Origin of the sequence: Streptomyces sp. Tu 2975 (assembly GCF_009832925.1) — a bacterium.
In the GTDB taxonomy this organism is placed as follows: Bacteria; Actinomycetota; Actinomycetes; order Streptomycetales; family Streptomycetaceae; genus Streptomyces.
On record NZ_CP047140.1, the window covers coordinates 3,481,828 to 3,506,732 of the forward strand.

The following is a 24,905-nucleotide window of genomic DNA, read 5'->3' on the forward strand; positions in this document are numbered from 1 at the left end:
CCTCAGGCGGCGGTCAATGCGCGAGCCGAGTTACTCGGCACCGCCCTGCTCGGCCTTCTTGGCACGAAGCGCCTCCGCGGTGCGGACGAACTTCGAGGGAAGCGCCTGGAAGAGCGCGGCAGCCTGGGACTGCTTGCCCTTCATGGCACCCGCCAGCTTGGCGAGCAGAACCTCGCGGGACTCGAGGTCCGCAAGCTTCTTGATCTCATCGGCGGACAGCGCCTTGCCATCAAGGACACCGCCCTTGATGATCAGGTTCGGGTTGTCCTTGGCGAAGTCACGAAGACCCTTCGCCGACTCCACCGGGTCACCGGTGATGAAGGCAACCGCCGTCGGACCAGTGAAGTGGTCGTCGAGCGAGTTGATCCCGGCCTCGTTGGCCGCGATCTTGGTCAGCGTGTTCTTCACCACGGCGTACTGGGCGTTCTCACCGAGCGAACGGCGCAGCTCCTTGAGCTGAGCCACGGTGAGACCCCGGTACTCGGTCAGCACGGCGGCGTTCGAGCTGCGGAACGACTCCGTCAGCTCGGCCACCGCGGCAGCCTTGTCGGGCCTTGCCATGAGCGTCGGCCTCCTTCCGGGTGATGAGGACCGCTCAGAAGGGGCCGAACAAAACGAAACGCCCCGGCGCAGGCGCACGGGGCTGAGCTCGACCGGAATTGCTTCCGGGAACTTTCCACAGTCACCTGCGCAGGACGTCCGCTACTGAGCGGATCCTTCGGCCACCGGACCCTCGGAAAGAGAGCACGGCAACGACCAGCGGTCTTTGGCTTCTTCGGAAGAGTACGCGAACGCAACCCCGCCAGGCAAATCCGCCGGATTCGCGTCAGGCGCCCCCCGCGTCCTTCATCATCTCGGCCAGGTCGACGGTCTCGCCGGCGGGCGGAGCCGTCACGGTCACCTGCTCGTTGACGGACAGGAGCTTGATGGTGAGGTCCATCGGGCCCTCACTTGTCGTGCTGCGGGTCCGGACCTGCTTGGTCTGGTCGTTCCCGTCGATCCAGATGTCCATGGTGAGCTTCTCGACGCCGAGCTTCTCGTACTGCTCGAGGGTGCCCTCACGGCGCTTCTTGGTCTCCGCGTCCTCGCCGGCCAGGCTCGCACGCATGGCGTCGAGTGTCAGGGTGCCCGTGTAGTGCGTGGTCTCCACGCCGTCGACGGCCTCCTCACCGACCTTCTTGAGGTCCTTGGAGGCGGTGAGCGCAGCCGTGTCCTGGGCGGGGTTCTTGTCGGCCTGGGCGGTCAGCTCGGCCAGCGGGTCCTCACCGCCGGCCTCCTTGAGGGCCGCGAGATCGAACTTCATCCAGGTCTTGCCGGCCTCGAGCGGCTCCCCGCCGTTGAGGTACATCGCCTCGCCGACGAGGCGGATCTCCACCTCTCCGGCCTCGGCCCCCACGCCGCCCTTCATCTTCATGCTCATGGCCAGCGGCTTCATGGTCATGGAGGCCTGGGCCTCGATGTCGCCGCTTCCGGGGACGGTGCCGCTCATCGAGTAGCTCAGCGAGGTGAGCTTCTCGTTCTTCTCCGCCGCACGCTTGACCGCGGCGGCCGGGGTGACCTCGACGGGCTTGTCCGCGGAGGAGGACGCCGGGGCGGACGAGGCCTCCTGGCCGGGCCCGGAGGCCTTACCGGACGACGCCTTGCCGTCCTCGTCGGTGCACGCCGCCGTGCCGCAGAGCAGTACACCGGCCAGCACTATCCCGGCCGTTTTCCGGAGCTTTGTGTTCACGATCCCCCACGGGATTTTGCTTGCTCTTGATCTTTCCGGACGAGCTTAGCCTTCCCCTCCGACAACGTGCCCCGAAAATAAAGCCGGCCCCCGCGGCTCGAAAGAGCGGCGGGGGCCGGTTCAGACGCGAGACCCGCGACTGCCGTCCTGGAATCAGACGGCGGCCGGGTCCTCCTCGACGAGGAGGTTGCGGGTGCGGTTGGAGTCCAGCGGGATGCCGGGGCCCATCGTCGTGGTCAGGGTCGCCTTCTTGATGTAGCGGCCCTTCGCGGCGGACGGCTTGAGACGGAGGATCTCCTCCAGCGCCGCTGCGTAGTTCTCGACCAGCTTCGTCTCGTCGAAGGAGACCTTGCCGATGATGAAGTGCAGGTTCGAGTGCTTGTCGACGCGGAACTCGATCTTGCCGCCCTTGATCTCGTTGACGGCCTTGGCGACGTCCATCGTGACGGTGCCGGTCTTCGGGTTCGGCATCAGGCCACGCGGACCGAGCACACGGCCGAGGCGGCCGACCTTGCCCATGAGGTCCGGGGTGGCGACGACCGCGTCGAACTCGTTCAGGCGGTTGCCCTTGGAGATCTCGTCGATCAGTTCGTCGGAGCCGACGATGTCGGCGCCCGCGGCTTCCGCGGCCGCAGCACGGTCACCGGTCGCGAAGACCAGGACCCGGGCGGTCTTGCCGGTGCCGTGCGGAAGGTTGACGGTGCCACGGACCATCTGGTCGGCCTTACGCGGGTCAACGCCCAGACGGAAGGCGACCTCGACGGTGCCGTCGAACTTGGTGGCGGCGGTGTCCTTGGCGAGACGGACAGCCTCGAGGGGGGCGTAGTTGCGCTCCCGGTCGATCTTGGCGTCCGCAGCGCGGAGAGTCTTGCTGCGCTTCACTTCTGCTCCTGATGTGTTGAGCGTGGAGTCGTGGTGCGGACCAGCGCTTGGTCCTACCACTGGGGCCTACGAGGGGGCTGTCAGCCCTCGACCGTGATGCCCATGGAACGGGCGGTACCGGCAATGATCTTCGACGCGGCGTCGAGGTCATTGGCGTTGAGGTCGGGGAGCTTGGTCGTGGCGATCTCGCGGACCTGGGCAGCCGTCAGCTTGGCGACCTTGGTCTTGTGCGGCTCGCCGGAGCCCTTGTCCACACCCGCGGCCTTGAGGATCAGCTTGGCGGCCGGCGGAGTCTTGGTGATGAAGGTGAAGGAACGGTCCTCGTAGACCGTGATCTCCACCGGCACGACCATGCCACGCTGCGACTCGGTCGCGGCGTTGTAGGCCTTGCAGAACTCCATGATGTTGACGCCGTGCTGACCCAGGGCGGGGCCGACCGGCGGAGCCGGGTTGGCCGCACCGGCCTGGATCTGGAGCTTGATAAGCCCCGTGACCTTCTTCTTCTTGGGAGGCATTGCTCTCTCCGGGTCCTAGTGAGAGTTATCCGCCTGCCACCCGATCATCCGGATGGAGGCATACCGCACAACGATAACGGGTATCCATGCGCGGCCAAAAACCGAGCAGGTCAGACAGCCTGCGAGAGGCGGTCTGACCTGTTCGGAAACCTGGCGTCCAGAAGGAACTAGTTCTTCTGGATCTGGTCGAAGCTGAGCTCGACCGGGGTCTCGCGGCCGAAGATCTCGACAAGGCCCTTGACCTTCTTCGAGTCGGCGTTGATCTCGTTGATCGTGGCCTGCAGCGTCGCGAACGGGCCGTCGGTGACGGTGACCGAGTCGCCGACCTCGAAGTCCAGCACCTGGACCTCGACCTTGCGGGCCGGAGCCGGCTTGCCCTCGGCCTCTGCGGCCTCGCGGGCGGCCTTCTCCTCGGCCTCCGGGGCGAGCATCTTGACGATCTCGTCCAGGGTCAGCGGGTACGGGTCGTAGGCGTTGCCGACGAAGCCGGTCACACCGGGGGTGTTACGGACGACGCCCCAGGACTCGTTCGTCAGATCCATGCGGACGAGAACGTAGCCGGGCAGCTTGTTCTGCCGGACGTTCTTGCGCTCGCCGTTCTTGATCTGGACGATCTCTTCCTCGGGGACCTCGGCCTGGTAGATGAAGTCCTCGACGTTCAGCGAGACGGCACGCTGCTCCAGGTTCGCCTTCACGCGCTTCTCGTAGCCCGCGTAGGTGTGGATCACGTACCACTCGCCCGGGAGGCCACGGAGCTCGTCGCGGAGGGCGGCGACCGGGTCGACGGGGGCCGCCGGCTCCTCGTCGGCCTCTTCCGCGCTCTCCTCGGGAGCCTCTTCCGCGCTCTCCTCAGCAGCCTCGGCGTCCTCGGAGCCGGCCTCGTCCTCGTCGACGTTCTCGACGTGCAGGGCCTCGTCCTCGGCCGGCTCACCGGCGGCGTCGTCGGCAGCCTCTGCCTGGTCCGGCTCCTCAGCGTCCGACGCCTCGACGATGTCGAGCTCGTCCTCAGGGGACTCGAAGCTCTCGCCGGAACGGTCGGCGTCGTTCAGGTTCGGGTCAGACACGATGGCTTCTTCCTGGATACAGATGGGGTGGAACATGCGAAAGGGGCGCCGATTTCCGGCGCCCTCCGCGGATCAGCCGAAGACGTACTTGACTGCTTCCTGGAAGCCATAGTCAATCACGGTCACGAGGCCGATCATGATGACGACGAAGATAATCACCACTGTGGTGTACGTCGTCAGTTGATGACGAGTCGGCCAGACGACCTTGCGCAGTTCGGCGACGATCTGGCGGTAGAAGAGAGCCAGGCGACCCAGCGGGCCCTTCTTGCCGCGCTTGCCGCCCTTGCGGGTCTTCTTCTTCGACTCCGGCGTCTCGTCCTCGGCATCAGGCATGTCGATGGAGCCTACGGCGTCCGTCACGATCTCTCACCTGATTCCCGGGTCGTGGCCGTGCCGCGCCCGGTGGAGCCGCACGGCGGTGCATAGAAGTACGTACATGCGCACACAGCCTGGCGAAGGTGTGTGTAGCAGGGCCGGAGGGACTTGAACCCCCAACCGCTGGTTTTGGAGACCAGTGCTCTACCAATTGAGCTACGACCCTTTGTGACTCCCCCAACCTACCGCATCCGTCCGGGTGCACTAAGTGCCCGGCTCGGACTTGGCTGGTGAGGGCCAACAGCCAGTGAGTGTACGTGTTCCCAGGCCCGGCGTCGAACACAAAGCCCGGCCGCCGGCTTCCGGGCCCTTCCGCGGTCCGCCGCAGGTCCGTGTCGTCCGCCCTTCGAAACCTGTGTGCCGGGCCCTTCCGGCGTCTGGGAGCATGGGCCGTATGAGCGCTGCAACCCCTCCCACCGAGCGCCGGGTCTCCGCGCGCATCGGCGCGATCTCCGAGTCCGCGACCCTCGCCGTCGACGCCAAGGCCAAGGCCCTCAAGGCCGCCGGGCGTCCGGTGATCGGCTTCGGCGCCGGTGAGCCCGACTTCCCGACCCCGACTACATCGTCGAGGCCGCCGTCGAGGCCTGCCGCAATCCGAAGTACCACCGCTACACGCCCGCCGGCGGTCTGCCGGAGCTGAAGAAGGCCATCGCGGAGAAGACGCTGCGCGACTCCGGGTACGAGGTGGACCCGGCCCAGATCCTGGTGACCAACGGCGGCAAGCAGGCGATCTACGAGGCGTTCGCCGCGATCCTTGACCCGGGCGACGAGGTCATCGTCCCGGCGCCGTACTGGACCACCTACCCCGAGTCGATCCGTCTTGCGGGCGGCGTCCCGGTCGACGTCGTGGCCGACGAGACCACCGGCTACCGCGTCTCCGTGGAGCAGCTGGAGGCGGCGCGTACGGAGAAGACCAAGGTCGTCCTCTTCGTCTCGCCGTCCAACCCGACCGGTGCCGTCTACAGCGAGGCCGACGCGCGCGCGATCGGCGAGTGGGCCGCGGAGCACGGTCTGTGGGTGCTGACCGACGAGATCTACGAGCACCTGGTCTACGGCGACGCGACGTTCACCTCGCTGCCCGCCCTCGTCCCGGCGCTGCGCGAGAAGTGCATCGTCGTCAACGGTGTCGCGAAGACGTACGCCATGACGGGCTGGCGCGTGGGGTGGATCGTCGGCCCGAAGGACGTCGTGAAGGCCGCCACCAACCTGCAGTCGCACGCGACGTCGAACGTCTCCAACGTGGCGCAGATCGCGGCCCTGGCCGCCGTCTCCGGCGACCTGGACGCCGTCGCGAAGATGCGCGAGGCCTTCGACCGCCGCCGGCAGACGATCGTGCGGATGCTCAACGAGATCGACGGTGTGGTCTGCCCGACCCCCGAGGGCGCCTTCTACGCCTACCCGTCGGTGAAGGGCCTGCTGGGCAAGGAGATCCGCGGCCGTCGTCCGCAGTCCTCCGTGGAGCTCGCCGCCCTGATCCTCGACGAGGTCGAGGTGGCGGTCGTCCCGGGCGAGGCGTTCGGTACGCCCGGGTACCTGCGGCTTTCCTACGCGCTGGGCGACGAGGACCTGGCCGAGGGTGTCTCCCGGATCCAGAAGCTGCTGGCCGAGGCCCGCGACTGATCCCCTCCCTCGTGTGACGGGCCCCCGGCTTCCGCCGGGGGCCCGTTTCTGTGTTCGGGCAAGAACCCGATCGGGGAAAGGGGCTGCCCCGTTCCGGTCGTCTTTGGCAGGATCACTCAATGGAGCGCGAACGAGACGTCAGCCTGCTGCCGAAAGCCCATCTGCACCTGCACTTCACCGGGTCGATGCGGCCCACCACTCTTCTGGAGCTCGCCGACAAGCACGGCGTGCACCTTCCTGAGGCGCTGACCGGGGGCGAGCCGCCGAAGCTGCGCGCCACGGACGAGCGCGGCTGGTTCCGCTTCCAGCGGCTGTACGACATGGCCCGCTCCTGCCTGCGGGACCCCGAGGACATCCAGCGGCTGGTGCGTGAGGCGGCGGAGGAGGACATCAGGGACGGCTCGGGCTGGCTGGAGATCCAGGTCGACCCGACCTCGTACGCGCCGCGGCTCGGCGGTCTGATCCCGGCGCTGGAGATCATCCTGGACGCCGTGGACACGGCCTCCAGGGAGACGGGGCTCGGGATGCGTGTGCTGGTCGCGGCGAACCGGATGAAGCACCCCTTGGACGCCCGGACGCTCGCCCGGCTGGCGGTGCGCTACGCGGACCGCGGCATCGTCGGCTTCGGGCTCTCCAACGACGAACGGCGGGGCATGGCACGGGACTTCGACCGCGCCTTCGCCATCGCTCGCGAGGGCGGACTGCTGGCGGCCCCGCACGGCGGCGAGCTGACCGGACCCGCGTCCGTACGGGACTGCCTCGACGACCTGCGCGCCTCGCGCATCGGCCACGGTGTGCGGGCGGCGGAGGACCCGAGGCTGCTGCGCAAGCTCGCCGAGAGGGGGGTGACCTGCGAGGTCTGCCCGGCCTCCAACGTGGCGCTCGGCGTCTACGAGAAGCCGGAGGACGTGCCGCTGCGCACCCTGTACGACGCCGGGGTCCCCATGGCGCTCGGCGCGGACGACCCGCTGCTGTTCGGCTCCCGGCTGGCGGCACAGTACGAGCTGGCCCGCCGCCACCAGGCCTTCACGGATCAGGAGCTGGCGGAACTGGCCCGCCAGTCGGTGCGGGGTTCGGCGGCGCCCGAGGACATCAGGCAGAAACTGCTGGCGGGGATCGACGACTGGCTGGCGTCACCGCCGGCCTGAGGCGCGCGCTCGGCCGCCGCGCGGCGGTGAGACCGCTCAACGGGGGTCGCCGGTGACCGCGACACCTCGCAGCAGGGTGCGCGCGAGACCCGCCGCGAATTCGTCGAGCGGCTGCGGCGGCCGCAGGCCGGCGGTCATGTCGTAGGCGAAGGCGCGCTGCGCGCAGGCGCCCAGGAGCAGGGACGCGGCGGCACGAGTGTCGGCGTCCGGGCTGATGCGGCCGGCCGTCCGTTCCGCGCACAGATACGCGTCGAGGCCCTCGATGGGCTTGTGCGGCCCCGTTCCCATCTCGCGCATGGCCTCTTCGTGGCGGCGCTTGAGGCGGGGGTCGGCGTACAGCGACGCGGCCATGGGGAAGGTCTTCTCGTAGAAGAGGGCCGCTTGGCGGGCGATCTCGGTGAGGTTCTCCTCGACGCTCGCGCCTCCCGGATCGGCGGCCAGCTCGGCCAGCAGCGGGCCCAGCTTCGGCAGCCTTTCCTGCAGAACGGTCACGAACAGCTCCTCCTTGCCGGTGAAGTGCTTGTAGAGCGCCGCCTCCGAGCAGCCGGCCGCTTTGGCGATCTCCTTCGTGGTGGTTCGGGCGAGGCCGATGGAGAGCATCAGATCTCGCGCCGCGTCGATGATGCGGACGCGGGTGGGCTTCTGTTCCATGCGCGCTCCAGACCGGGCCTTGACGGGTGGGTGAGTACACACCCACCCTAGAGGTGAGTGAACACTTACCCACCCGAGGAGGGTGTGCACCATGAGACTCACAGTGTTCGGCGCGACCGGCGGAATCGGCGGGCAGATCGTCAAGCAGGCCCTGGCGGCCGGCCATCGGGTGACGGCCGTGGTCCGTGATCCGGCGCGTTTCCGGGTGACCGGGGAGCGGCTCGAGGTCGTCCGCTCCGGTCTGGACGACCCGCAGGCGCTGCGCGAAGCCGTGGCCGGGCAGGACGCGGTGCTCTCCGGTCTCGGCCCCCGCAGGAGGTCCGATGCCGGGGTCGCGGCCCGGCTCACCCGCTCGGTGCTGGCCGCGATGGAGGCCGAGGGGACGCGGCGGCTGCTGGTCGTCAGCGCGGCGCCGCTGGGCAGCGCACCGGAGCGGGAGCCGCTGCGGGACCGCGCGATGATGTCGGTCGTGGGTGCGGTGCTTAAGCCCGTCTACGACGATCTGCGGGTCATGGAGCGCGAGCTCGCGCACAGCGCGGCCGATTGGACCGCCGTGCGGCCGCCGAGGCTGCTCGACAGGCCGGTGACCGGCCGCTACCGCGTCGCGGTGGGCGGCAATCCGCGCAGCGCCAGGGTGATCGGCCGGGCGGACGTGGCGCACGCGATGCTCGCCATGACCGACGACCCCGCCATGCTCCGGCAGGGCGTCGGCGTCGCCTATTAGGGCTCGGGCTCCCAGGTTTTGCGCTGCCAGGTCCCGGGCGTCCGCAGTTTCAAAGGCTGACGCCGACCGTGACCGGCTCGTTGACCAGCGTCACGCCGAACGCGTCGCGCACGCCGTCCACCACCTCGCGGGCCAGGGCCAGCAGATCCTCGGTGGTGGCCTGGCCGCGGTTGGTGAGCGCGAGCGTGTGCTTGGTGGAGATGCGGGCGGGCCCGGAGCCGTAGCCCTTGGTGAATCCGGCCTTGTCGATCAGCCAGGCGGCCGACGTCTTGGTGTGCCCGTCGCCCGCCGGGTAGGCGGGCGGGGCGACGCCGTCGCCGAGCCGGTCGCGCACGCGGGCCAGGAAGGTGCCGTACTCGGCGGCGGTGAGGATCGGGTTGGTGAAGAAGGAGCCGGCCGACCAGGTGTCGTGGTCGTCGGCGTCGAGCACCATCCCCTTGCCCGCGCGCAGGGCGAGCACGGTCTCACGGGCGGTGGCGGCCGGGACCCGGTCGCCCACCTCGATGCCGAGGGCACGGGCGGTCTCCGCGTACTTCACGGGCGCGGACAGGCCGCCGGCGTCCTCGAGCTCGAAACGGACACGCAGCACGACATAGCGGTCGGGTTCCTGCTTGAAGCGGCTGTTGCGGTAGGAGAAGCCGCACGCGGCGTTGGGCAGGACCACCGTCTCGCCGCTGCGTCGGTCGTACGCGACGACCTCCGTGATCGTCGACGAGACCTCCTGGCCGTAGGCGCCGACGTTCTGGATCGGGGTCGCGCCCGCGGAGCCGGGGATGCCGGCCAGGCACTCGACGCCGCCGAGCCCGGCTTCTACGGTGCGGGCCACGGCGTCGGACCAGGTCTCCCCCGCGGCCAGTTCCAGGCACGTCCCGTCGAGGTCGAAGCCGCTGGTCGCGATGCGCAGTGCGGTGCCCTCGAAGCCCTTGTCGCCGATGACCAGGTTGCTGCCGCCGCCGATGATCAGCAGCGGCGTTCCGGCCTCGTCCGCCTCGCGTACGGCGGCGATCACCTCGTCGTCGGTGGTGGCGACCACGAGGCGGGTCGCTGGGCCGCCGAGCCGGAAGGTGGTCAGGGGGGCGAGGGGGGCATCGTGAAGTTCCTGCACGGGGACAAGAGTACGGTCCGTGGCGCCGGCGTCCCGGCGGGGCCACGGACCGTACTGGTACGGGGATCAGACCGCGACGGGCGTGCGGTCGCTGTCTGCGGCCGGGGCCGGGGATTGGGACAGTGTGCCGTCCGGCCTCGTACGCCCGCCGGGGATCAGCAGGGCCACCAGGGCGGCGGCGGCCAGGGCTCCGGCGCCGATCCACACCGCGGGGACCGTGCCGTCGGAGAAGGTCTGCGGCGACTCGTAGCCGCCCTGGGCGGCGAAGACCGCGCCGAGCACGGCGATGCCGAGCGCGCCGCCGACCTCGCGGAGGGCGTTGTTCGCGCCTGAGGCGATGCCCTGCTCCGCCGGGCGGACGCTGGACATGACCACACTGGCGGCGGGCGCGAAGTACAAGGCCATGCCGACGCCGCTGATGACGAGTGCGGGCAGCTGGGCCGTGTAGGAGACACCGGGCTCGAGCACCAGCGCGAAAAGCGCGAGGCCGAGAGCCTGCAGCGCCAGGCCGGCGGTGACGACCGGGCGCCCGCCGATCCGGTCGGACAAGAGACCCGCGACCGGTGCGACGAGCAGCGACATGCCGGTCCAGGGCAGCATCCGCAGCCCGGCCTCGGTGGGCGAGTAGCCGGCCACACCCTGGAGGAACTGGCTGAGCAGGAAGATCGAGCCGAACATGCCGAGGAACATCAGCAGGCTCGCGACGTTGATCCCGAAGAAGGCCCGGCTGCGGAAGAGACGCATGGGCAGCATGGGCTTCTTCGCGACGGAGCTGTACCGGGCGAAGGCGACCAGGAGCACGGCGCCGGCGATCAGGCAGAACAGCACCCGGGGGCTGGTCCAGCCGTCGGCGTTGCCGTTGACCAGCGCGTAGACGATGCCGAAGAGGCCTCCGCTGACGAGCAGGGTGCCGGGGATGTCGAGCCGGGCGTCCGGGGCGTAGGACTCGCTCAGGCGCAGGCGGGCGAGCGGCAGGAGGAGCAGTCCGATCGGGACGTTCAGCCAGAAGATCCACTGCCACGAGATGTGCTCGGTGAGAGACCCGCCGATCAGCGGGCCGGTGGCGACGGCCACGCCGGTCACGGCGCTGAAGATGCCCAGCACGGCCCCGCGGCGGGCGGCCGGGACGGCGGCGGTGAGCAGGGTCAGCGTAAGCGGCATCATGATCGCCGCGCCGACGCCCTGGACGGCGCGGGCCGCGATGAGGGCGTCTATGCCGGACGCGAGCGCGGCCGCGGCGGACGCGCCGGTGAAGATCGCCAGGCCGGTGATGAACAGCCGTCGGCGGCCGAAGCGGTCCCCCAGGGCCGCACCGAACATCAGCAGGACCGCGAAGGTGAGCGTGTAGGCGCTCACCGTCCACTCAAGATCTTCCAGGCCGCCGCCCAGGTCCTCGCGGATGGAGGGGAGGGCGGTGGTGACGACGAGGTTGTCGAGGGCCGCCATGAAGCCGGCGACGCTGGTGATGACGAGTGCCCAGACGGCGCCTGTGCGCCGTACGGGCTGCTGGTCCTGGTTCACTGCTCCCCCAGAGGGTTAGTTATCGATGACTAACTTTGACGGCCAAAGGAAGTGCGCGAGCCGCAGGCTCGACGTGGAGCCGCCTCACTCCTGGGCGGGCGGCCGCGCGGCGAGGTAGAACCCGGACCAGATGCGGTGATCCGCGGGGAAGCCCATCGAGACGAGGACATTGACGAGCATCCCGTAGGCCAGGAAGGTCGTGGTCTCGTCCACGTCGGCACCGAGGTGCAGATGGACGGTGTCCCACAGTTCCACCCAACCGGCTCGAACCCGCTTGCCGAACTCGTGGTCGCCCGCCGCCTCGGCGGCCGCCACCGCGACGTACATCTGCATCTGCATCAGCAGCTTCTCGGGGTCGTCCGCGATGAGGCGCTGGTACGCGGCGGCCATCGCACCGAGGGCCTCCTCGCCCTCGAGCCCTTTCGCGGCCGATTCGAAGACGCGCCGGGTGTCCTCGAGACACCGGCAGGATGCGGCGAGGAAGATGGCCTGCTTGTTCGGGAAGAGGCGGAAGAGGTACGGCTGCGAGACGCCGACGCGTCTGGCGATGGCCTCGGTCGAGGTGCCGTTGTACCCGGCGCGGGAGAATTCGGTGATCGCGGCACGGACCACGCTCTCGCGCCGCTCCTCTGCACTCATCCTGACCATGAAGAGAAAGTTATTGGCCAATCACTAACCTGTCAAGGCAGTACGCCGGTTTCGCGTCAATCCGTACGTACGGGGCCCACGCGTAAGGGGCGCCCCTCCCAGGGAGGGGCGCCCCTTACATCGCTTGCGCCTGCCCAGCCGGGGCGCCTCAGGCCAACTGCACGACGGCGCGGGACATGCCCAGCACCTTCTGACCCTCGCTGCTCGCGACCAGGTCCACGCGGACCCGGTTGCCGTCCAGCTTCGCCGCGACCTTGGCGCTGACCTCGATCAGCGCGCCCTTGTCGTCGTTCGGGACGACGACGGGCTTGGTGAAGCGGACGCCGTACTCGACGACCGCACCCGGGTCGCCCACCCAGTCGGTCACGACCCGGATCGCCTCGGCCATGGTGAACATGCCGTGCGCGATCACGTCCGGCAACCCGACCTCTGTGGCGAACTTCTCGTTCCAGTGGATCGGGTTGAAGTCGCCGGACGCGCCCGCGTACTGCACCAGCGTGGCGCGCGTCACGGGAAAGGACTGCGCCGGCAGTTCGGTGCCGGCCTCGACGTCCGCGTAAGAGATCTTCGCTGCCATCACGCCTCCTCGGCGGCGCGGGCCACCAGCTTCGTCCAAGCGGTCACGACCAGTTCACCGCTCTCGTCGTGCACGTCACCGCGCACGTCCAGGATGTCGTTGCCGGCGAGGGACTTGATGGCCTCGATCGTCGAGGTGACCGACAGCCTGTCGCCGGCCCGTACGGGCCGTGCGTACGCGAACTGCTGCTCGCGGTGCACGACGCGGCTGTAGTCCAGCCCCAACTGCGGGTCCTGGACCACTTGCTCGGCGGCGCTGAAGGTGATCGTGAACGCGAACGTCGGCGGAGCGATCACGTCCGAGTGCCCGAGCGCGCGGGCGGCCTCACGGTCGGTGTAGGCGGGATTCGCGTCCCCCACCGCGGCGGCGAACTCCCGGATCTTCTCCCGGCCCACCTCGTACGGCGCGGTGGGCGGATACGTCCGCCCCACGAACGACTGGTCGAGCGCCATGGACTGGTCCCTCCTGATATTGATCACAACTGAATGCCGGCCACCGGACGAACGGCGGTACGGCAAACGACACGAGGCCGCCCCAAAGGGGACGGCCTCGTATACGAGCCTGATTCAGCGCGTTTCGCGGTGCGCCGTGTGCGAGTTGCAGCGCGGGCAGTGCTTCTTCATCTCAAGACGGTCCGGGTTGTTACGCCGGTTCTTCTTGGTGATGTAGTTCCGCTCCTTGCACTCCACGCAGGCCAGCGTGATCTTCGGGCGGACGTCGGTGGCAGCCACGTGAGTGCTCCTTGGACGGATAGGACGGATGAACGCATAAAAGAGTAGCCGATCGGAGGACCGACCCCACAATCGGCTACTGTGTGTAGCGGTGACCGGACTTGAACCGGTGACACAGCGATTATGAGCCGCTTGCTCTACCGACTGAGCTACACCGCTGCGATGCAGGGTTCCCTCGCCCGAAGGCGAGGTCACTCGACATCAGAGCCCCAATACGGAATCGAACCGTAGACCTTCTCCTTACCATGGAGACGCTCTGCCGACTGAGCTATTGGGGCGAGCGATGAAGACATTACACGGTCCCTCGCCGATCGCCCAAATCCGTTTCCTTGCGCCGGGCCGGCCCTCGTTCCGGCCCTCCCCCACGGTCCCCGGTCCGGCCTCGGCACCCCGTCCTCCGAGGCCCGCGACGGCGCCCCGCCCGTCCCGTACGCCACTTACGACCACGCCGGTACGACTATTGCGCTCCTCCTCGAAGCGCACCGCGAGCGCCCCTAGGCTCGACGCACGCTGTGTGACCCTCTCCGGCTCCCACGTCACGGCTCGCACACCGCCCGGGCAGGGCTCCCACACCGCCCGGGCAGTGTGGGCGACCGCCGTCCGAGCCCGACCGCCCCACCCAGGAGCGCGATGCCCGACAGCCAGCCGCAGCCGCCCGGCGGCGCCGACGCGGACACCGCCGCGCTGCTGCTCTGCGGCGCGAGGCTCACGGACGGTCGCACGGTCGACGTACGGCTCAGCGGCGGCCGCATCGAGGCCGTCGGCACCGCGGGAAGCCTCCCGCCGCACTCCGCCCGGGTGGACCTGACGGGCTTCCTGCTGCTGCCGGCGCCCGCAGAGCCGCACCTTCACGGCGACACGGCACTCAGTGCGGAGACCCCCGGCCCCGTCTCGTACGACACACAGGACGTCCAGCGGCGCGCCACAGAGGCCGCGCTGCTCCAGTTGGGCCACGGCGCGACGGCGCTGCGCTCGCACGTACGGATCGGCGACGTCCAGGGCCTCGGCCCGCTGGAGGCGGTGCTCCAGGCAAGGCGGTCCCTGCGCGGCCTCGCCGATCTGACCGCCGTCGCCGTACCGAGGCTGCTGACGGGCGTGGCCGGCGCCGACGGCCTGGCCCTCCTGCGGGACGCGCTGAAGATGGGTGCCGGCGTGGTGGGCGGCTGCCCCGACGCGGACCCCGATCCCACCGGATACGTGGAGACGGTCCTGGGGATCGCCGCCGAGTACGGGTGCCCCGTCGACCTGCACACCCACGGCGACGACCCGGCACGGCTGGCGCGCCTCGCCGCCATGGCCGGCGGGCTGCGGCCCGGCGTCACCGTCGGGCCGTGCGCCGGTCTCGCCCGGCTGCCCAGGGACATCGCCTCCCGGACCGCGGACCAACTGGCGGCTGCGGGTGTCACCGTCGTCTCCCTGCCGCAGGGTGGCTGCTCCGGCGTCGAACAGCGCGGCAACGCGCCGGTCCGGCTGCTGCGGGCGGCGGGCGTGCGGGTCGCCGCGGGCAGCGGGGCGCTGCGGGACGTGAGCAACCCGGTGGGCCGCGGGGATCCGCTGGAGGCCGCGTATCTCCTGTCGTCCCAGGCGGGGATGCGGCCCTCTGACGCCTACGGCTGCGTCGCCGGCACGGCCCGGGAGGTGATGGGACTGCCCCCGGTACGGGTCGAGGCCGGCTTCCCCGCGGAGCTGCTCGCGGTGCGCGGCGAACGGATCTCGGGCGTGCTGTCGCTCGCGTACAGCCGGATCGTCATCCACCGCGGACGGGTGGTCGCCCGCACGAGCGCGGTGCGCGAGTACTGCGACTCCGCGGCGGCCATCGCCCTCGAACTGCCGCGTCAGGGGCGGCCCGAACCGGGGCCCTGAGGGTGTCCACTCGCCGTACGGGCCCGGGCACCGAGCACGAGGACGGCTGCGCGGTCTGCCATCGCGGGCGTGTCCCCCCGCAGTCCCTGCGCACGCTCGGTGCTTCGGACGTAACGTCGTAGGCATGCGCATTGTCATCGCAGGAGGACATGGTCAGATCGCGCTCCGTCTCGAGCGGTTGCTCTCCGCGGGCGGGCACGAAGTTGCGGGCATCATCCGTGATCCGAAGCAGGGTGACGACCTGCGGGCCGTCGGCGCCGAACCGGTGTTCCTCGATCTGGAGACGGCGTCCGTGGAACAGGTCGCGGCCGTGCTCCAGGGGGCGGACGCGGCGGTGTTCGCCGCAGGAGCGGGTCCCGGCAGCGGCACGGAGCGGAAGGACACGGTCGATCGCGGCGCGGCTGTCCTCTTCGCCGACGCGGCCGAACGGACGGGCGTACGGCGGTACATCGTCGTCTCCTCCATGGGCGCCGACGCCGAACACAAGGGTGACGACGTCTTCGACGCCTACCTGCGTGCGAAGGGCGCGGCGGACGACTACGTACGGTCCCGCCCGGGTCTGGAGTGGACGATCCTGCGGCCCGGCGCGCTGACCAACGACGCGGGTAACGGCCTGGTGCGGCTGGAGGTCTCGACGGGACGCGGCATGGTCCCGCGGGACGATGTGGCGGCGGTGCTCGCGGAGATGGTGGAGACACCGGCCACCGCGGGACTGACGCTGGAGCTGGTCAGTGGTTCTACGCCCGTCACCGTCGCGGTGCGGGACATTGCGGGGAACTGACCGAGTCGCCGCCGGGCGGTCGTCCGACGGATCCCTCCGCCTGAATCCCCGCCATGGGTCCGTGTAAGGAACCCCACGACGGACGGCTTGACGAACCCCGCGATCGGTCCCGCGATGAAGCCCGCGATGAATGCCGCGATGAATCCCCGTCACCCAGAGGGTCCTTGAGGTCATGAGCCATCACACACACGAAGTCCTGCCGGTGATCGTGGAGCGCGACGAGCAGCTCTACGCCTACGTCCGCGGTTCCGTACGCATGGACGCGTTCGCCCTGATCGCCGACCGGCTGCCCGAACTCATCAACTGGCTTGCGGGCAAGGGCGCGGAGTTCGCCGGAGCGCCGTTCTTCCGCTTCAACACCCTCGACATGAAGGGCGAGTCGGTCGTCGAGGCCGGCATGCCCGTGGTCTCCGCCCCGGAGCCCGAGGGGGACATCGGCGTCGCCGTACTGCCCCACGGCCGCTATGCGACGGTCACCCACACCGGTCACCCCGACCAGTTGGCCGGTGTCGTCACGGCGATGCACGAGTGGGCGGGGCGGAAGGGCCTCGAGTGGGACATGACGGTGGTCGACGGGGTCGAGCACTGGGCGTGCCGGACGGAGACGTACAAGACGGATCCCCGGGTGGAGCCGGACATGTCCAAGTGGGAGATCGAGCTGGCGTTCCGCCTGGCCGACTGACGGGCGCGGTCGCCTGTACGGCGACGACCCCTGGCCCGTACGCGCCACGCCGCCTCGGGCGGTGCGGCGTACGGGGCGGCTGGGGCGTCAGGGGGTCGGGCCGGGGGCGGGGGGGTCCGTCGTCCCGAGGTAGGCCGGCAGATGGCCGGGAGCGCAAGGCTTGTGGTGCTGGGCGTCGAGGCTTGTGGTGCGGGGCCTCGAGGTACACGGCAGAGCTGCCGGAGGCGGGCGGAACCTGTTCGCAGAGGCAGGCAGGCCCTGTCGACGGCTCAAACGACGATGGCCCCTGCCTGCGTTTCCGCAGATCAGGGCCATCTCTTCGCGTGGCGGCGCCAGGATTCGAACCTGGGTAGGCTAAGCCGACGGATTTACAGACTCCTGCCTTTCCCACGCTTACACCCCTCCTGACCTGGGGCGGAGCTGGCAGCGCACTCGGTGCGCGGACCTGCCGTCCACGTCTCGTCCACGGCGGGCTCAGAGAGGTACAAGAGGAGTCGCCTCCGGCGCCCCGATCACAGGTTGGCTTCGCCAACGATTGCTGAAACATTGGAAGGTCCACGGTGCAACCGCCCCAATGTTTCAGCCTGCTTGTTCGTGCACATGAGTCGCTACGGCACGTCGGGCGACCCAAACCTAGGGGGAAGCATGGGGACGGAGCCGAGTCGCGAGGAGACCCGGACGTTATGGAGGAAGGCGGCTGTGGCATTCCAGCCGCTGGCTGGCGAGCCAACCCCGTTCGATGAGAGCCAGGATTGGGGCAGCGGACAGGCGTACGGCCAGCAGATCCCGCTTGCAGGTTTCGCGGTTCCTCGGCTTCGGCCACACCGGCGCCGACGTCGCCGCGCTCGCCGGCGGCCTGTTCGCCCTGTTCGCCCAGCAGAACCTGATCAACCAGTCCTTCGCCGCGCCCTCCGCGACGTTCACCGAGATCGCTGTCATCCGCTGGCTCCGCGACCTGATCGGCTACGTCAACCCGGCCGTGAGCGAGGTGAAGACGGTGTGGGACGTCGGCGGTGTGACGACCTACGGCGGGACCGGCTCGAACACCACGGCCATGATGCTGGCCCGGGAGAACATCGACCAGCACCCCGCCTCACCCCGGCCCCGGCCCGCCCTCGCAGCGGCCGGGGCCGTCCCATGCCCGCCTCGCGCCGCCGCGTCGCCCTGCCGCCTTGCCCCGCTTGGCCCCCGGCGCTCCACGGTGCGGCCACCCCGGGCCGGGCACGGCCGGCCACCGGGGCTCGCCCACCCCTCAGCGCAAGGAGACGTCCGTAGCTGTTCGCCGAACCCGCCCACCCCTACGACGACCCCGACCAGCCCCCTCAGTGGGCGTGGTGGTACGGGTACTTCGAACTCCTCTACACCCCCGGCATCAAGACCCTGTCCCTGTCCCGGGGCCCCAAGTACTCGATCCGCGGCCCGAAGTACTCCTGCCGCCGCTGCCACGGCAGCGGCCACCTCCCGAGGCACATCACCCCCGACCGGGCCGCCGACGTGGCCACCCCCTGCCCGACGTGCCCCGCCTACCGCGTCCTCTTCGAGGACCTGCCCCTGTGGCCGCTCCACTTCCTCGACCAGCTGCGCCGCCGGTTCGGCGCGCGGCGCCGCACCGCCGACCATCCGCCGCTGACCTCCGACAAGGCGGGGCCCGGCTGGGCCGGACGCTACAGCGACGAACCACCGTTCTGACCCCGGCTGCGCCCCGCCCGCTCGGGTCATGAGCCGTCCCGGCCCCGCACGCACCGCGCGTGCGGGACCGACCGCGTCGATGACCTGTCCTGCAACCTGACCGGCGCTGCGCCCCGCCGGATCTGACGGCCCGCCCTCCGGCATACCTGGGAGGCGGGCTGTCCACGTCACCCCTCCGGCGTCGCTGCTCCCGACCCCAGAGGTTGCCCGGCTTGGTTGCCTCCATGTTCGGAAGAACCGGGGGCCTGCGTCGTTGTGGCGGGTCCGGGCGCATCCGGCGGCACGACCAAGGGCCACCCCCTCCCCTTGATCACGAACAGTCACTTTTTTGCACCCTCTCGAAACGCCGTGTGGCTGATCGCATAGGTCCATGACTGTTCCTTTACTCAATCCTCATGAAATGATCACGCGCCGCCTGCCCCGCAGGTGATCCACATCGAACGCACGATTAAGGGGGGATGGATGCGACGAGCAGTACGTCTCGCGTCCGTCTCGACCGCCGTTGCGCTGACGCTGTCCATACAGCTGCCGGCCACCGCGGTAGAGGAAACACCGATCGCCGCCGCATCGAGCGGCGTTGACACCACCACCGGCCGCGCCGAGGCACCTGACCTCGCGTCGGCCCGCCTGGCCGCCGCGTTGAGGGGGAAGCGCGTCGAGGCCCTGTCCGAGCGGACGGAGACCTCCAGCACCTGGGCGAACCCGAACGGGACGCTCACCACGGAGACCGCGTCCGGACCGTTCCGGGTCAAGGAGGGTGGCGAGTGGAAGCAGCTCGACACCACCCTCGTCGATACTGGGGAGCGGCTGGAACCCGAAGTCGCCCTGGCCGACGTCGAACTGTCCGACGGCGGGGCCGAGGACTTCGCCGCCGTCACCCGGGGGACGCAGGCCTTCGGTCTCGACTGGTCCACGTCGAAGCCCCTGCCGACCCCTCGGGTCGAGGGCGACACCGCGGTCTACCACGATGTCGTTCCCGACGGTGACCTGCACGTAACCGCGCTCCCGCAGGGCTTCACCGAGTCGCTCATCCTGAACGAGCGGCCCACCAAGCCGGTGGAGCTGAGGCTCCCGATCACCCTCAAGGGCCTGAGCCTGGAGAAGGAGCGGTCGGGGCACCTGCGACTCGAGGACTCCAAGGGGGCGTTGGTCGCCAGCGCCCCGGCCCCCCGCATGTGGGGCATGGGAACGGACCCGAAGTCCGGGGACCCGACCCACTCCATGGAGATCGAGACCAGCATCGAGCAGGGGGCGGGCCGGGCGGTCCTGGTCCTCAAGCCGAGCATGGAGTTCCTCACCGACCCCGACGTCGTCTACCCGGTCAACATCGACCCGACGACGACCCTGGCGGCGTCCACGGACACCTGGGTCGCCACCAACTACCCCGACTCCCAGCGCGGTTCGACCGAGCTGAAGGCCGGGACGTACGACGGCGGCACCACGAAGGCCCGGTCGTACGTGAAGTTCGACGTGTCAAAGTACGCCGGCAAGCAGATCCTGGACACCGAGTTCAGGCTGCACTCCTACTGGTCTTCGAGCTGCGCCACGACCGGGTCCGGCGTGGCCGTCCGGCGCATCACCGCGAACTGGGACCCCAGCGCGGTGACCTGGGGGGTCCAGCCCGCGACGACGGCCGACGGCGCCGTCGTCTCCAAGGCTGCGTACGGATTCAGTTCGGCGTGCCCGGCGAACTTCATGCGCTGGGACGTGGACGCGATCGTCCAGGCCTGGGCCTCGGGCCAGCCGAACCACGGCCTCCAGGTGCGCGCGGTCGACGAGGCCGACTCGCTGAGCTGGCGGCGCTTCCGCTCCGCGAACTACGTGGACGGGTCCCAGGGCCCCACCGAGCCGACCCTCGTCGTCACGTACAACACCAAGCCGAACCTGGCCTCCCCGGTGAGCCCCGCCGACGCCCTGGTCACGGCGGACACCACCCCCACCCTCACCGGTCAGGCCACCGACCCCGACGGTGACTCCGTGCGCCTCACCTTCGAGGTGTGGAACGCGGACGCCACCGCCAAGGTAACGAGCGGGGTCTCCGCCTTCGTCCCGTCCGGCAAGCCCGGCACCTGGACGGCCGGTGCGCTGGCGCCGGGGACCTACAAGTGGCGCATCGCCGTGTACGACGGCAAGCTCTGGAACGGCGGTTGGTCCGTCTGGCGCACCCTGACCGTGGACACGTCCGTGCCCGCGGCCCCCGCCGTCAGCTCCACCACCTACCCCGCCGACGGCCTGTGGCACGGCGGCGCGGGGACGCCCGGATCGTTCACGATCACCGATCCCCAGGGCAAGGCGGTGACGGCCGAGTACACCGTCGACGGTGGCGCGCCGAGCACCGTGGCGCTGACGGCCGGCAAGGCGACCGTGACCCTGACCCCCTCGGTGGACGGCACGCACGTCCTGTCCGCCCGGGTCAAGAACGTCGCCGGAACGTGGTCGGACCCGGCGGAGTACACCTTCCGCAGCGGCCGGATCACCGGGGCCCTCTCCCCCGCGTTCATCAACCAGATCGCCGAGACCCACTTCTCCGACCTGCTGCACCCCGAGGAGGAGCAGGCGGAGCCCGAGGACCGGCCCATCGACACCGAGTACCCGGAGGTCGACGACACCCCGGTGGGCTACCAGGAGCAGATCGACCCCGAGGTCGTCGAGACGGAGGAGTCCGTCCTCGCCGCCGGCGTCGTGGAGCTCCCCGGCACGGCGGGCCAGGAGATCGTGGGCACGAGCGCGGACGGGACCACCCAGACCGCCGTGACCATGCCCGCGGGTGCCGCCGCGACCGCCGGCCTCAGCGAGACCGGCGTCATCGTCTACCCCAACACGCAGACGGACGCGGACACCCTCGCCATCCGGACGAGCCAGAACGCCGTCGAGACGTTCCACCTGCTGCGGAGCGCGTCCGCGGCGAAGAGCTACGCGTACTCCCTCCAGCTGCGTCCCGGCCAGACGGCCACGCAGGGAGCGGACAACGTCATCATCGTCTCGGACGAACTGGGCAACCTCACCTTCATCACCGCCCCGATCGCCAGGGACGCCAAGGGCGTCGAGATCCCCGTGAAGCTCACGCTCTCGGGCACCGAGGTCACCGCCTCGCTGGCGCCGGCCGCCGGCCAGGAGCTCGCCTACCCGGTCCTGATGGACCCGGGCTTCGGCTACGGCAGCGCCACGCCCTCCGAGCGGTCGTACTGCTTCTGGAACCCGATCGACTGCACCGCGGCCTACGACGCGGCGAACAAGGCGTTCAAGCAGGCGCAGGACTGGTACCCCGACAGCACCCTCTTCCAGGGCACGGGTGACTCCTTCCGGCACTGCTACTGGAACGCGCGGATGGAGATCCGCCTGTCCACCACGGACGCCTACGAGTTCGCGACCCGGCACGAGTCGACGTCCTCGGGCGTTGACAAGCAGATGGACCTGAAGAACAACGCGATCGGCCGGGAGATCGGCCGCAAGCGGACCGGCCAGAACAGCGCCGGGACGAAGGCGCGGGACGATTGCCGCAGCGCCCAGCGGAACGGCAAGCTGTGGATCATCAAGAGCGGCAGGCTTGTGAGGAGCAATCAGTGACCCTTTTCGTCAGGCGGGCCGGTGCCCTGATCCTCGTTCTGGAGGCCTGCTACCTGCTCCTCATGGAGTTGGCCCTTGCGGTGTTCGTGGTGGACACCTCTGAGATCGACCACACGGACGCGGGGGGGTACGGCGGCCTCGGCGGCGTCCTCTTCCTCGCCGCCGAAGGGCTGACGGTCCTGCTGCTGCTCTGGGGAGCGGCCGCGCTCGGGCTCGCCTCCTTCGCGGACAAGGGCCCCTCGTGGGCGCGTGCCGCTGGATTCGGCCTCGTGGCCGTCACGCAGGTGCTCGGCGTCTGGGCGGCGACGTCCAACGCGCTGGCGCAGGACGCCGGACCGGACGTGCTGGTCAACGCGGTGATGGTGCTGTTCGCCCTCACCGCCGGCGTCGCCTGTGTCCTGGGGCTCCGCGGCGCGGTGCGGAAGGCGCCTCTCGCGGCCTGAGCGGTCCCCTTCCCCACGGAAGGCCGGGGCCCCGGTTCGGAAGAACCGGGGCCCCGGCTTTTCGTGTTCAGGGGCCGCCGGAGGGCGGGGCGGTCAGCCCGTCGCGCACGGCACACCTCCGAGGGTGAAGGCGCCGGGGGCCGGGTTGGCGCCGGTCCAGCTTCCGGTGAAGCCGACGCGTCAACGGCGCGGCCGAGTCCGCGCAGGGCTGCTTGGCGCTCGCCGGGGAGGCGGGCCTGGGCGATGGCATTGCGGGCGTGCCCGAGGCTCGCGAAGAGGGGGTCGCGGCGGGTGATGGCAGTTGCCCGGGCCGCTTGGCCGGCTGCGAGGGCATGGATGTAGTTCCCGCGTTGGTTGGCGAGCATGGAGACCGAGTTCCACACGCACATGGCTGCGGCCGGGTCCTGGGCGAGACCGGCCAGTTGCAGAGCCCGGTCGAGGTGGGCGTCGGCACGGTCGTGTTCGCCGGCGTCGACACACGACCAGGCTGCGGTCGTGGTGTAGTCGGCGGCAAGTGAGAACAGCCGCTGCTGGGTGCGCTGGGTGGCGGCCTTTGCCTGGAGCATGAGCACTTCTCGGGCGCCGGCTAGCGCGGCCCGCTCCAGGGTGTCGTGGCCGCCGCGCTGATTGTCGAGAGCCAAGAGGGTGTCGAGCTGCTGCCGCAGCCGCACGACGTCGCTGCTGCCGACCGCGGGCGCGGCTCCGGCAAGGACCACCGAGCTTGCGGCGCAGGACACGGCGTTGAGGAAGGTGCGGCGGTGCACTGGGTCCTCCGGGGCGGGGCGGTTCTTGCGGCGGTCGGGAGGTGCGAACTGAGGGGCGTCGTCTGGCTCGTAGCCTGGTTCGGGCTCGTCCATGAGGAAGGCATTCGCCACTGCGGTCTTACGCCTCTCCACGCACTCCCGCGCTTCCGTAACAAACCTGTGAGGTGGAGGAAGCTCGTCCGAGCGAATGTATGCAGACAACGCGCTGACCATATCCTCGACCATGCGGCGCATCATTCGGATGTAGTGAAAGTGCCGTGGTCCCGCCCAGCGGTACTCCTTTGCCAGCTGCAGCGTCGGATTTACGCGCGAGTAGACCGCGTCACCCGGTATTCGCAGCAGGGCAAGCTCCACGTTTCCAAGGGTGGAGCTTGGCCTGCAGCTCCCAGGGCTCCGGCTCAACGACAGGCCTGTCGGTCGGCGGCCTGGTCGCGTCGAGCAGATCATGGAGCTTGATCAATTCAGACAGAGCGGTGTCAGTCGCCACCTGCCCCAGCTCGCGAAGCCGCGTCTCCTCCGCCTGCTTCGTCTGATGGCGCTGGGTTAGCCATGCGCTCCGATGGAGGCGCCTGCGCCAACGAGCGCGCCCCCGAGCCCCACGAGGGCCGTGACTGTCTCTGCGCCGGACCAAGGTAGCCCGGAGTAAGGCCAAGCCGTGCGGCACACGACCCAAGCCAGTGAGACGTTCACGAGCGGGTGTGGCGGCGGGCAAGCTGTGCCGCCAAGCTCCTGTGCCTCGCGCCTATGCCCGTCCACGCCTCGTCCACAACAGCTGGTAGAGAGCGTGCAAGAACGGCACAGAGCGAGACAGTCGGCCCTGTCGACGGCTCCAACGACGATGGCCCCTGATCCGCGTTTCCGCAGATCAGGGGCCATCTCTTCGCGTGGCGGCGCCAGGATTCGAACCTGGGTAGGCTAAGCCGACGGATTTACAGTCCGCTCCCATTGGCCACTCGGGCACACCGCCATGGGATGTCGCGTGTGGAGGAACCGCTGTGGGGCGGTGCTCCGTGGCAACGACGTAAACGATACCTGATGCACCGGGGTGCTTCGCCACCGGATTGATCAGCGCCGGGGGCGGGTGCGGGTGGCTAGGCTTGACCGCGCGGTTCGGGGTGATCCGGCCGCACCCCACTCACCCGATACAAGGAGCCACAGGACATGGCCGACTCCAGTTTCGACATCGTCTCGAAGGTCGAGCGGCAGGAGGTCGACAACGCCCTCAACCAGGCCGCCAAGGAGATCTCGCAGCGCTACGACTTCAAGAACGTCGGTGCCTCGATCTCCTGGTCCGGCGAGAAGATCCTGATGCAGGCGAACTCCGAGGACCGCGTCAACGCGATCCTGGACGTCTTCCAGACCAAGCTGGTGAAGCGCGGCATCTCGCTGAAGTCGCTGGACGCCGGCGAGCCGCAGCTCTCCGGCAAGGAGTACAAGATCTTCGCCTCGATCGAGGAAGGCATCTCGCAGGAGAACGCCAAGAAGGTCGCGAAGATCATCCGTGACGAGGGTCCGAAGGGTGTCAAGGCGCAGGTCCAGGGCGACGAGCTCCGGGTCAGCTCGAAGAGCCGGGACGATCTGCAGGCCGTGCAGGCGCTACTCAAGGGGCAGGACTTCGACTTCGCGCTGCAGTTCGTGAACTACCGCTGACGTCTGCGGACGCGTCGGGGCGAACGGGGGCGGAGCGGCGCGGCCGCTCCGCCCCCGCCCCGTTCCCGGAGTGGGCGGGGCGGAGGCTGCGCCAGACCGCCGTGACGTCCGAATCCCGCCAGCCCCAGCGGCCGCCAGGTCGCAGACTCGTAGAGGAAGGGCGGGCGAGAACCCGC

The 24,905-nt window shown here is 69.7% G+C and carries 22 protein-coding genes, 4 tRNA genes and 1 pseudogene; 10 read left to right on the forward strand and 17 right to left on the reverse strand.

Features of this window, described 5'->3' with window-relative positions:
* Positions 1–30: 30 nt before the first annotated feature.
* The 7 genes from rplJ to GLX30_RS15255 all read right to left on the reverse strand — a co-directional run bounded on the left by rplJ (position 31) and on the right by GLX30_RS15255 (position 4,731).
* The gene (gene rplJ, locus GLX30_RS15225; protein WP_005313626.1) at positions 31–561 is read right to left on the reverse strand and encodes a 50S ribosomal protein L10; all 531 of its coding nucleotides are present in this window, start codon (positions 559–561) and stop codon (positions 31–33) included.
* 265 nt (positions 562–826) lie between these two features.
* Positions 827–1,729 carry a DUF1396 domain-containing protein gene (locus GLX30_RS15230; RefSeq protein WP_159688594.1) on the reverse strand — a complete coding sequence of 301 codons (903 nt, stop codon included), beginning with the start codon at positions 1,727–1,729 and terminating at the stop codon, positions 827–829.
* A 153-nt stretch (positions 1,730–1,882) separates the two neighbouring features.
* A complete protein-coding gene (rplA, locus tag GLX30_RS15235; protein ID WP_005313630.1) occupies positions 1,883–2,611 on the reverse strand; it encodes a 50S ribosomal protein L1 in 729 nt (242 codons plus the stop codon).
* A gap of 80 nt (positions 2,612–2,691) precedes the next feature.
* On the reverse strand, positions 2,692–3,126 hold the full coding sequence (gene rplK, locus GLX30_RS15240; RefSeq protein WP_005313632.1) for a 50S ribosomal protein L11: 435 nt from the start codon (positions 3,124–3,126) through the stop codon (positions 2,692–2,694).
* A gap of 167 nt (positions 3,127–3,293) precedes the next feature.
* A complete protein-coding gene (gene nusG / locus GLX30_RS15245; protein WP_159688596.1) occupies positions 3,294–4,190 on the reverse strand; it encodes a transcription termination/antitermination protein NusG in 897 nt (298 codons plus the stop codon).
* 72 nt (positions 4,191–4,262) lie between these two features.
* Positions 4,263–4,550: a preprotein translocase subunit SecE gene (gene secE, locus GLX30_RS15250; RefSeq protein ID WP_159688599.1), complete on the reverse strand. Its 288-nt coding sequence runs from the start codon at positions 4,548–4,550 to the stop codon at positions 4,263–4,265.
* Positions 4,551–4,658: 108 nt separating this feature from the next.
* A tRNA-Trp gene (locus GLX30_RS15255) sits at positions 4,659–4,731 on the reverse strand.
* Between the two features lie 228 nt (positions 4,732–4,959).
* Here GLX30_RS15255 and GLX30_RS15260 point away from each other — a divergent pair.
* Positions 4,960–6,185 (forward strand): annotated as a pseudogene (locus tag GLX30_RS15260) (pyridoxal phosphate-dependent aminotransferase).
* Between the two features lie 119 nt (positions 6,186–6,304).
* Entirely contained in the window at positions 6,305–7,333 is a 1,029-nt protein-coding gene (locus tag GLX30_RS15265; RefSeq protein WP_159688602.1) for an adenosine deaminase, read from the forward strand.
* A 36-nt stretch (positions 7,334–7,369) separates the two neighbouring features.
* Here GLX30_RS15265 and GLX30_RS15270 read toward each other — a convergent pair whose 3' ends face one another.
* On the reverse strand, positions 7,370–7,984 hold the full coding sequence (locus GLX30_RS15270) for a TetR/AcrR family transcriptional regulator (RefSeq protein ID WP_159688605.1): 615 nt from the start codon (positions 7,982–7,984) through the stop codon (positions 7,370–7,372).
* 91 nt (positions 7,985–8,075) lie between these two features.
* On the opposite strand from GLX30_RS15270, the gene GLX30_RS15275 reads away from it, so the two are divergent.
* Positions 8,076–8,708 (forward strand): NAD(P)H-binding protein, encoded by a 633-nt coding sequence (locus tag GLX30_RS15275; RefSeq protein ID WP_159688608.1) that lies wholly within the window; start codon positions 8,076–8,078, stop codon positions 8,706–8,708.
* A 49-nt stretch (positions 8,709–8,757) separates the two neighbouring features.
* Here the strand turns inward: GLX30_RS15275 and GLX30_RS15280 are convergent, their stop codons facing one another.
* The 8 genes from GLX30_RS15280 to GLX30_RS15315 all read right to left on the reverse strand — a co-directional run bounded on the left by GLX30_RS15280 (position 8,758) and on the right by GLX30_RS15315 (position 13,568).
* Entirely contained in the window at positions 8,758–9,813 is a 1,056-nt protein-coding gene (locus GLX30_RS15280; RefSeq protein WP_159688610.1) for a UDP-N-acetylmuramate dehydrogenase, read from the reverse strand.
* 66 nt (positions 9,814–9,879) lie between these two features.
* Positions 9,880–11,334, reverse strand: a complete 1,455-nt coding sequence (locus tag GLX30_RS15285; RefSeq protein WP_159688613.1) for an MFS transporter — start codon at positions 11,332–11,334, stop codon at positions 9,880–9,882.
* Positions 11,335–11,418: 84 nt separating this feature from the next.
* On the reverse strand, positions 11,419–11,973 hold the full coding sequence (locus GLX30_RS15290) for a TetR/AcrR family transcriptional regulator (RefSeq protein WP_159695052.1): 555 nt from the start codon (positions 11,971–11,973) through the stop codon (positions 11,419–11,421).
* Between the two features lie 157 nt (positions 11,974–12,130).
* Complete coding sequence (locus GLX30_RS15295; RefSeq protein WP_159688615.1) at positions 12,131–12,559, reverse strand: MaoC family dehydratase; 429 nt, start codon at positions 12,557–12,559, stop codon at positions 12,131–12,133.
* Positions 12,559–13,011 carry a MaoC family dehydratase N-terminal domain-containing protein gene (locus tag GLX30_RS15300; protein WP_159688618.1) on the reverse strand — a complete coding sequence of 151 codons (453 nt, stop codon included), beginning with the start codon at positions 13,009–13,011 and terminating at the stop codon, positions 12,559–12,561. Before GLX30_RS15300 ends, GLX30_RS15295 begins: the two co-directional genes overlap by 1 nt.
* Positions 13,012–13,125: 114 nt before the next feature.
* On the reverse strand, positions 13,126–13,290 hold the full coding sequence (gene rpmG / locus GLX30_RS15305) for a 50S ribosomal protein L33 (protein WP_003956487.1): 165 nt from the start codon (positions 13,288–13,290) through the stop codon (positions 13,126–13,128).
* A gap of 86 nt (positions 13,291–13,376) precedes the next feature.
* Positions 13,377–13,449, reverse strand: a tRNA-Met gene (locus GLX30_RS15310).
* 46 nt (positions 13,450–13,495) lie between these two features.
* Positions 13,496–13,568, reverse strand: a tRNA-Thr gene (locus tag GLX30_RS15315).
* A 352-nt stretch (positions 13,569–13,920) separates the two neighbouring features.
* Between GLX30_RS15315 and GLX30_RS15320 the strand changes: the two genes are divergently transcribed.
* The 6 genes from GLX30_RS15320 (at position 13,921) to GLX30_RS15345 (ending at position 22,315) form a co-directional block, all read left to right on the forward strand.
* On the forward strand, positions 13,921–15,153 hold the full coding sequence (locus GLX30_RS15320) for an amidohydrolase family protein (protein ID WP_159688621.1): 1,233 nt from the start codon (positions 13,921–13,923) through the stop codon (positions 15,151–15,153).
* A 124-nt stretch (positions 15,154–15,277) separates the two neighbouring features.
* A complete protein-coding gene (locus tag GLX30_RS15325) occupies positions 15,278–15,934 on the forward strand; it encodes an SDR family oxidoreductase (RefSeq protein WP_159688624.1) in 657 nt (218 codons plus the stop codon).
* A 172-nt stretch (positions 15,935–16,106) separates the two neighbouring features.
* On the forward strand, positions 16,107–16,616 hold the full coding sequence (locus tag GLX30_RS15330; RefSeq protein ID WP_159688626.1) for a GyrI-like domain-containing protein: 510 nt from the start codon (positions 16,107–16,109) through the stop codon (positions 16,614–16,616).
* A gap of 1,494 nt (positions 16,617–18,110) precedes the next feature.
* Complete coding sequence (locus tag GLX30_RS35235; protein WP_244258159.1) at positions 18,111–18,305, forward strand: hypothetical protein; 195 nt, start codon at positions 18,111–18,113, stop codon at positions 18,303–18,305.
* Positions 18,306–18,767: 462 nt separating this feature from the next.
* Positions 18,768–21,872 (forward strand): DNRLRE domain-containing protein, encoded by a 3,105-nt coding sequence (locus GLX30_RS15340; protein ID WP_159688629.1) that lies wholly within the window; start codon positions 18,768–18,770, stop codon positions 21,870–21,872.
* Positions 21,869–22,315 (forward strand): hypothetical protein, encoded by a 447-nt coding sequence (locus tag GLX30_RS15345; RefSeq protein WP_029382478.1) that lies wholly within the window; start codon positions 21,869–21,871, stop codon positions 22,313–22,315. Before GLX30_RS15340 ends, GLX30_RS15345 begins: the two co-directional genes overlap by 4 nt.
* Before the next feature lie 1,649 nt (positions 22,316–23,964).
* Here GLX30_RS15345 and GLX30_RS15350 read toward each other — a convergent pair.
* Positions 23,965–24,046: transfer RNA gene (locus GLX30_RS15350), tRNA-Tyr, on the reverse strand.
* Positions 24,047–24,240: 194 nt separating this feature from the next.
* On the opposite strand from GLX30_RS15350, the gene GLX30_RS15355 reads away from it, so the two are divergent.
* A complete protein-coding gene (locus GLX30_RS15355; RefSeq protein ID WP_005313676.1) occupies positions 24,241–24,729 on the forward strand; it encodes a YajQ family cyclic di-GMP-binding protein in 489 nt (162 codons plus the stop codon).
* Positions 24,730–24,905 lie beyond the last annotated feature (176 nt).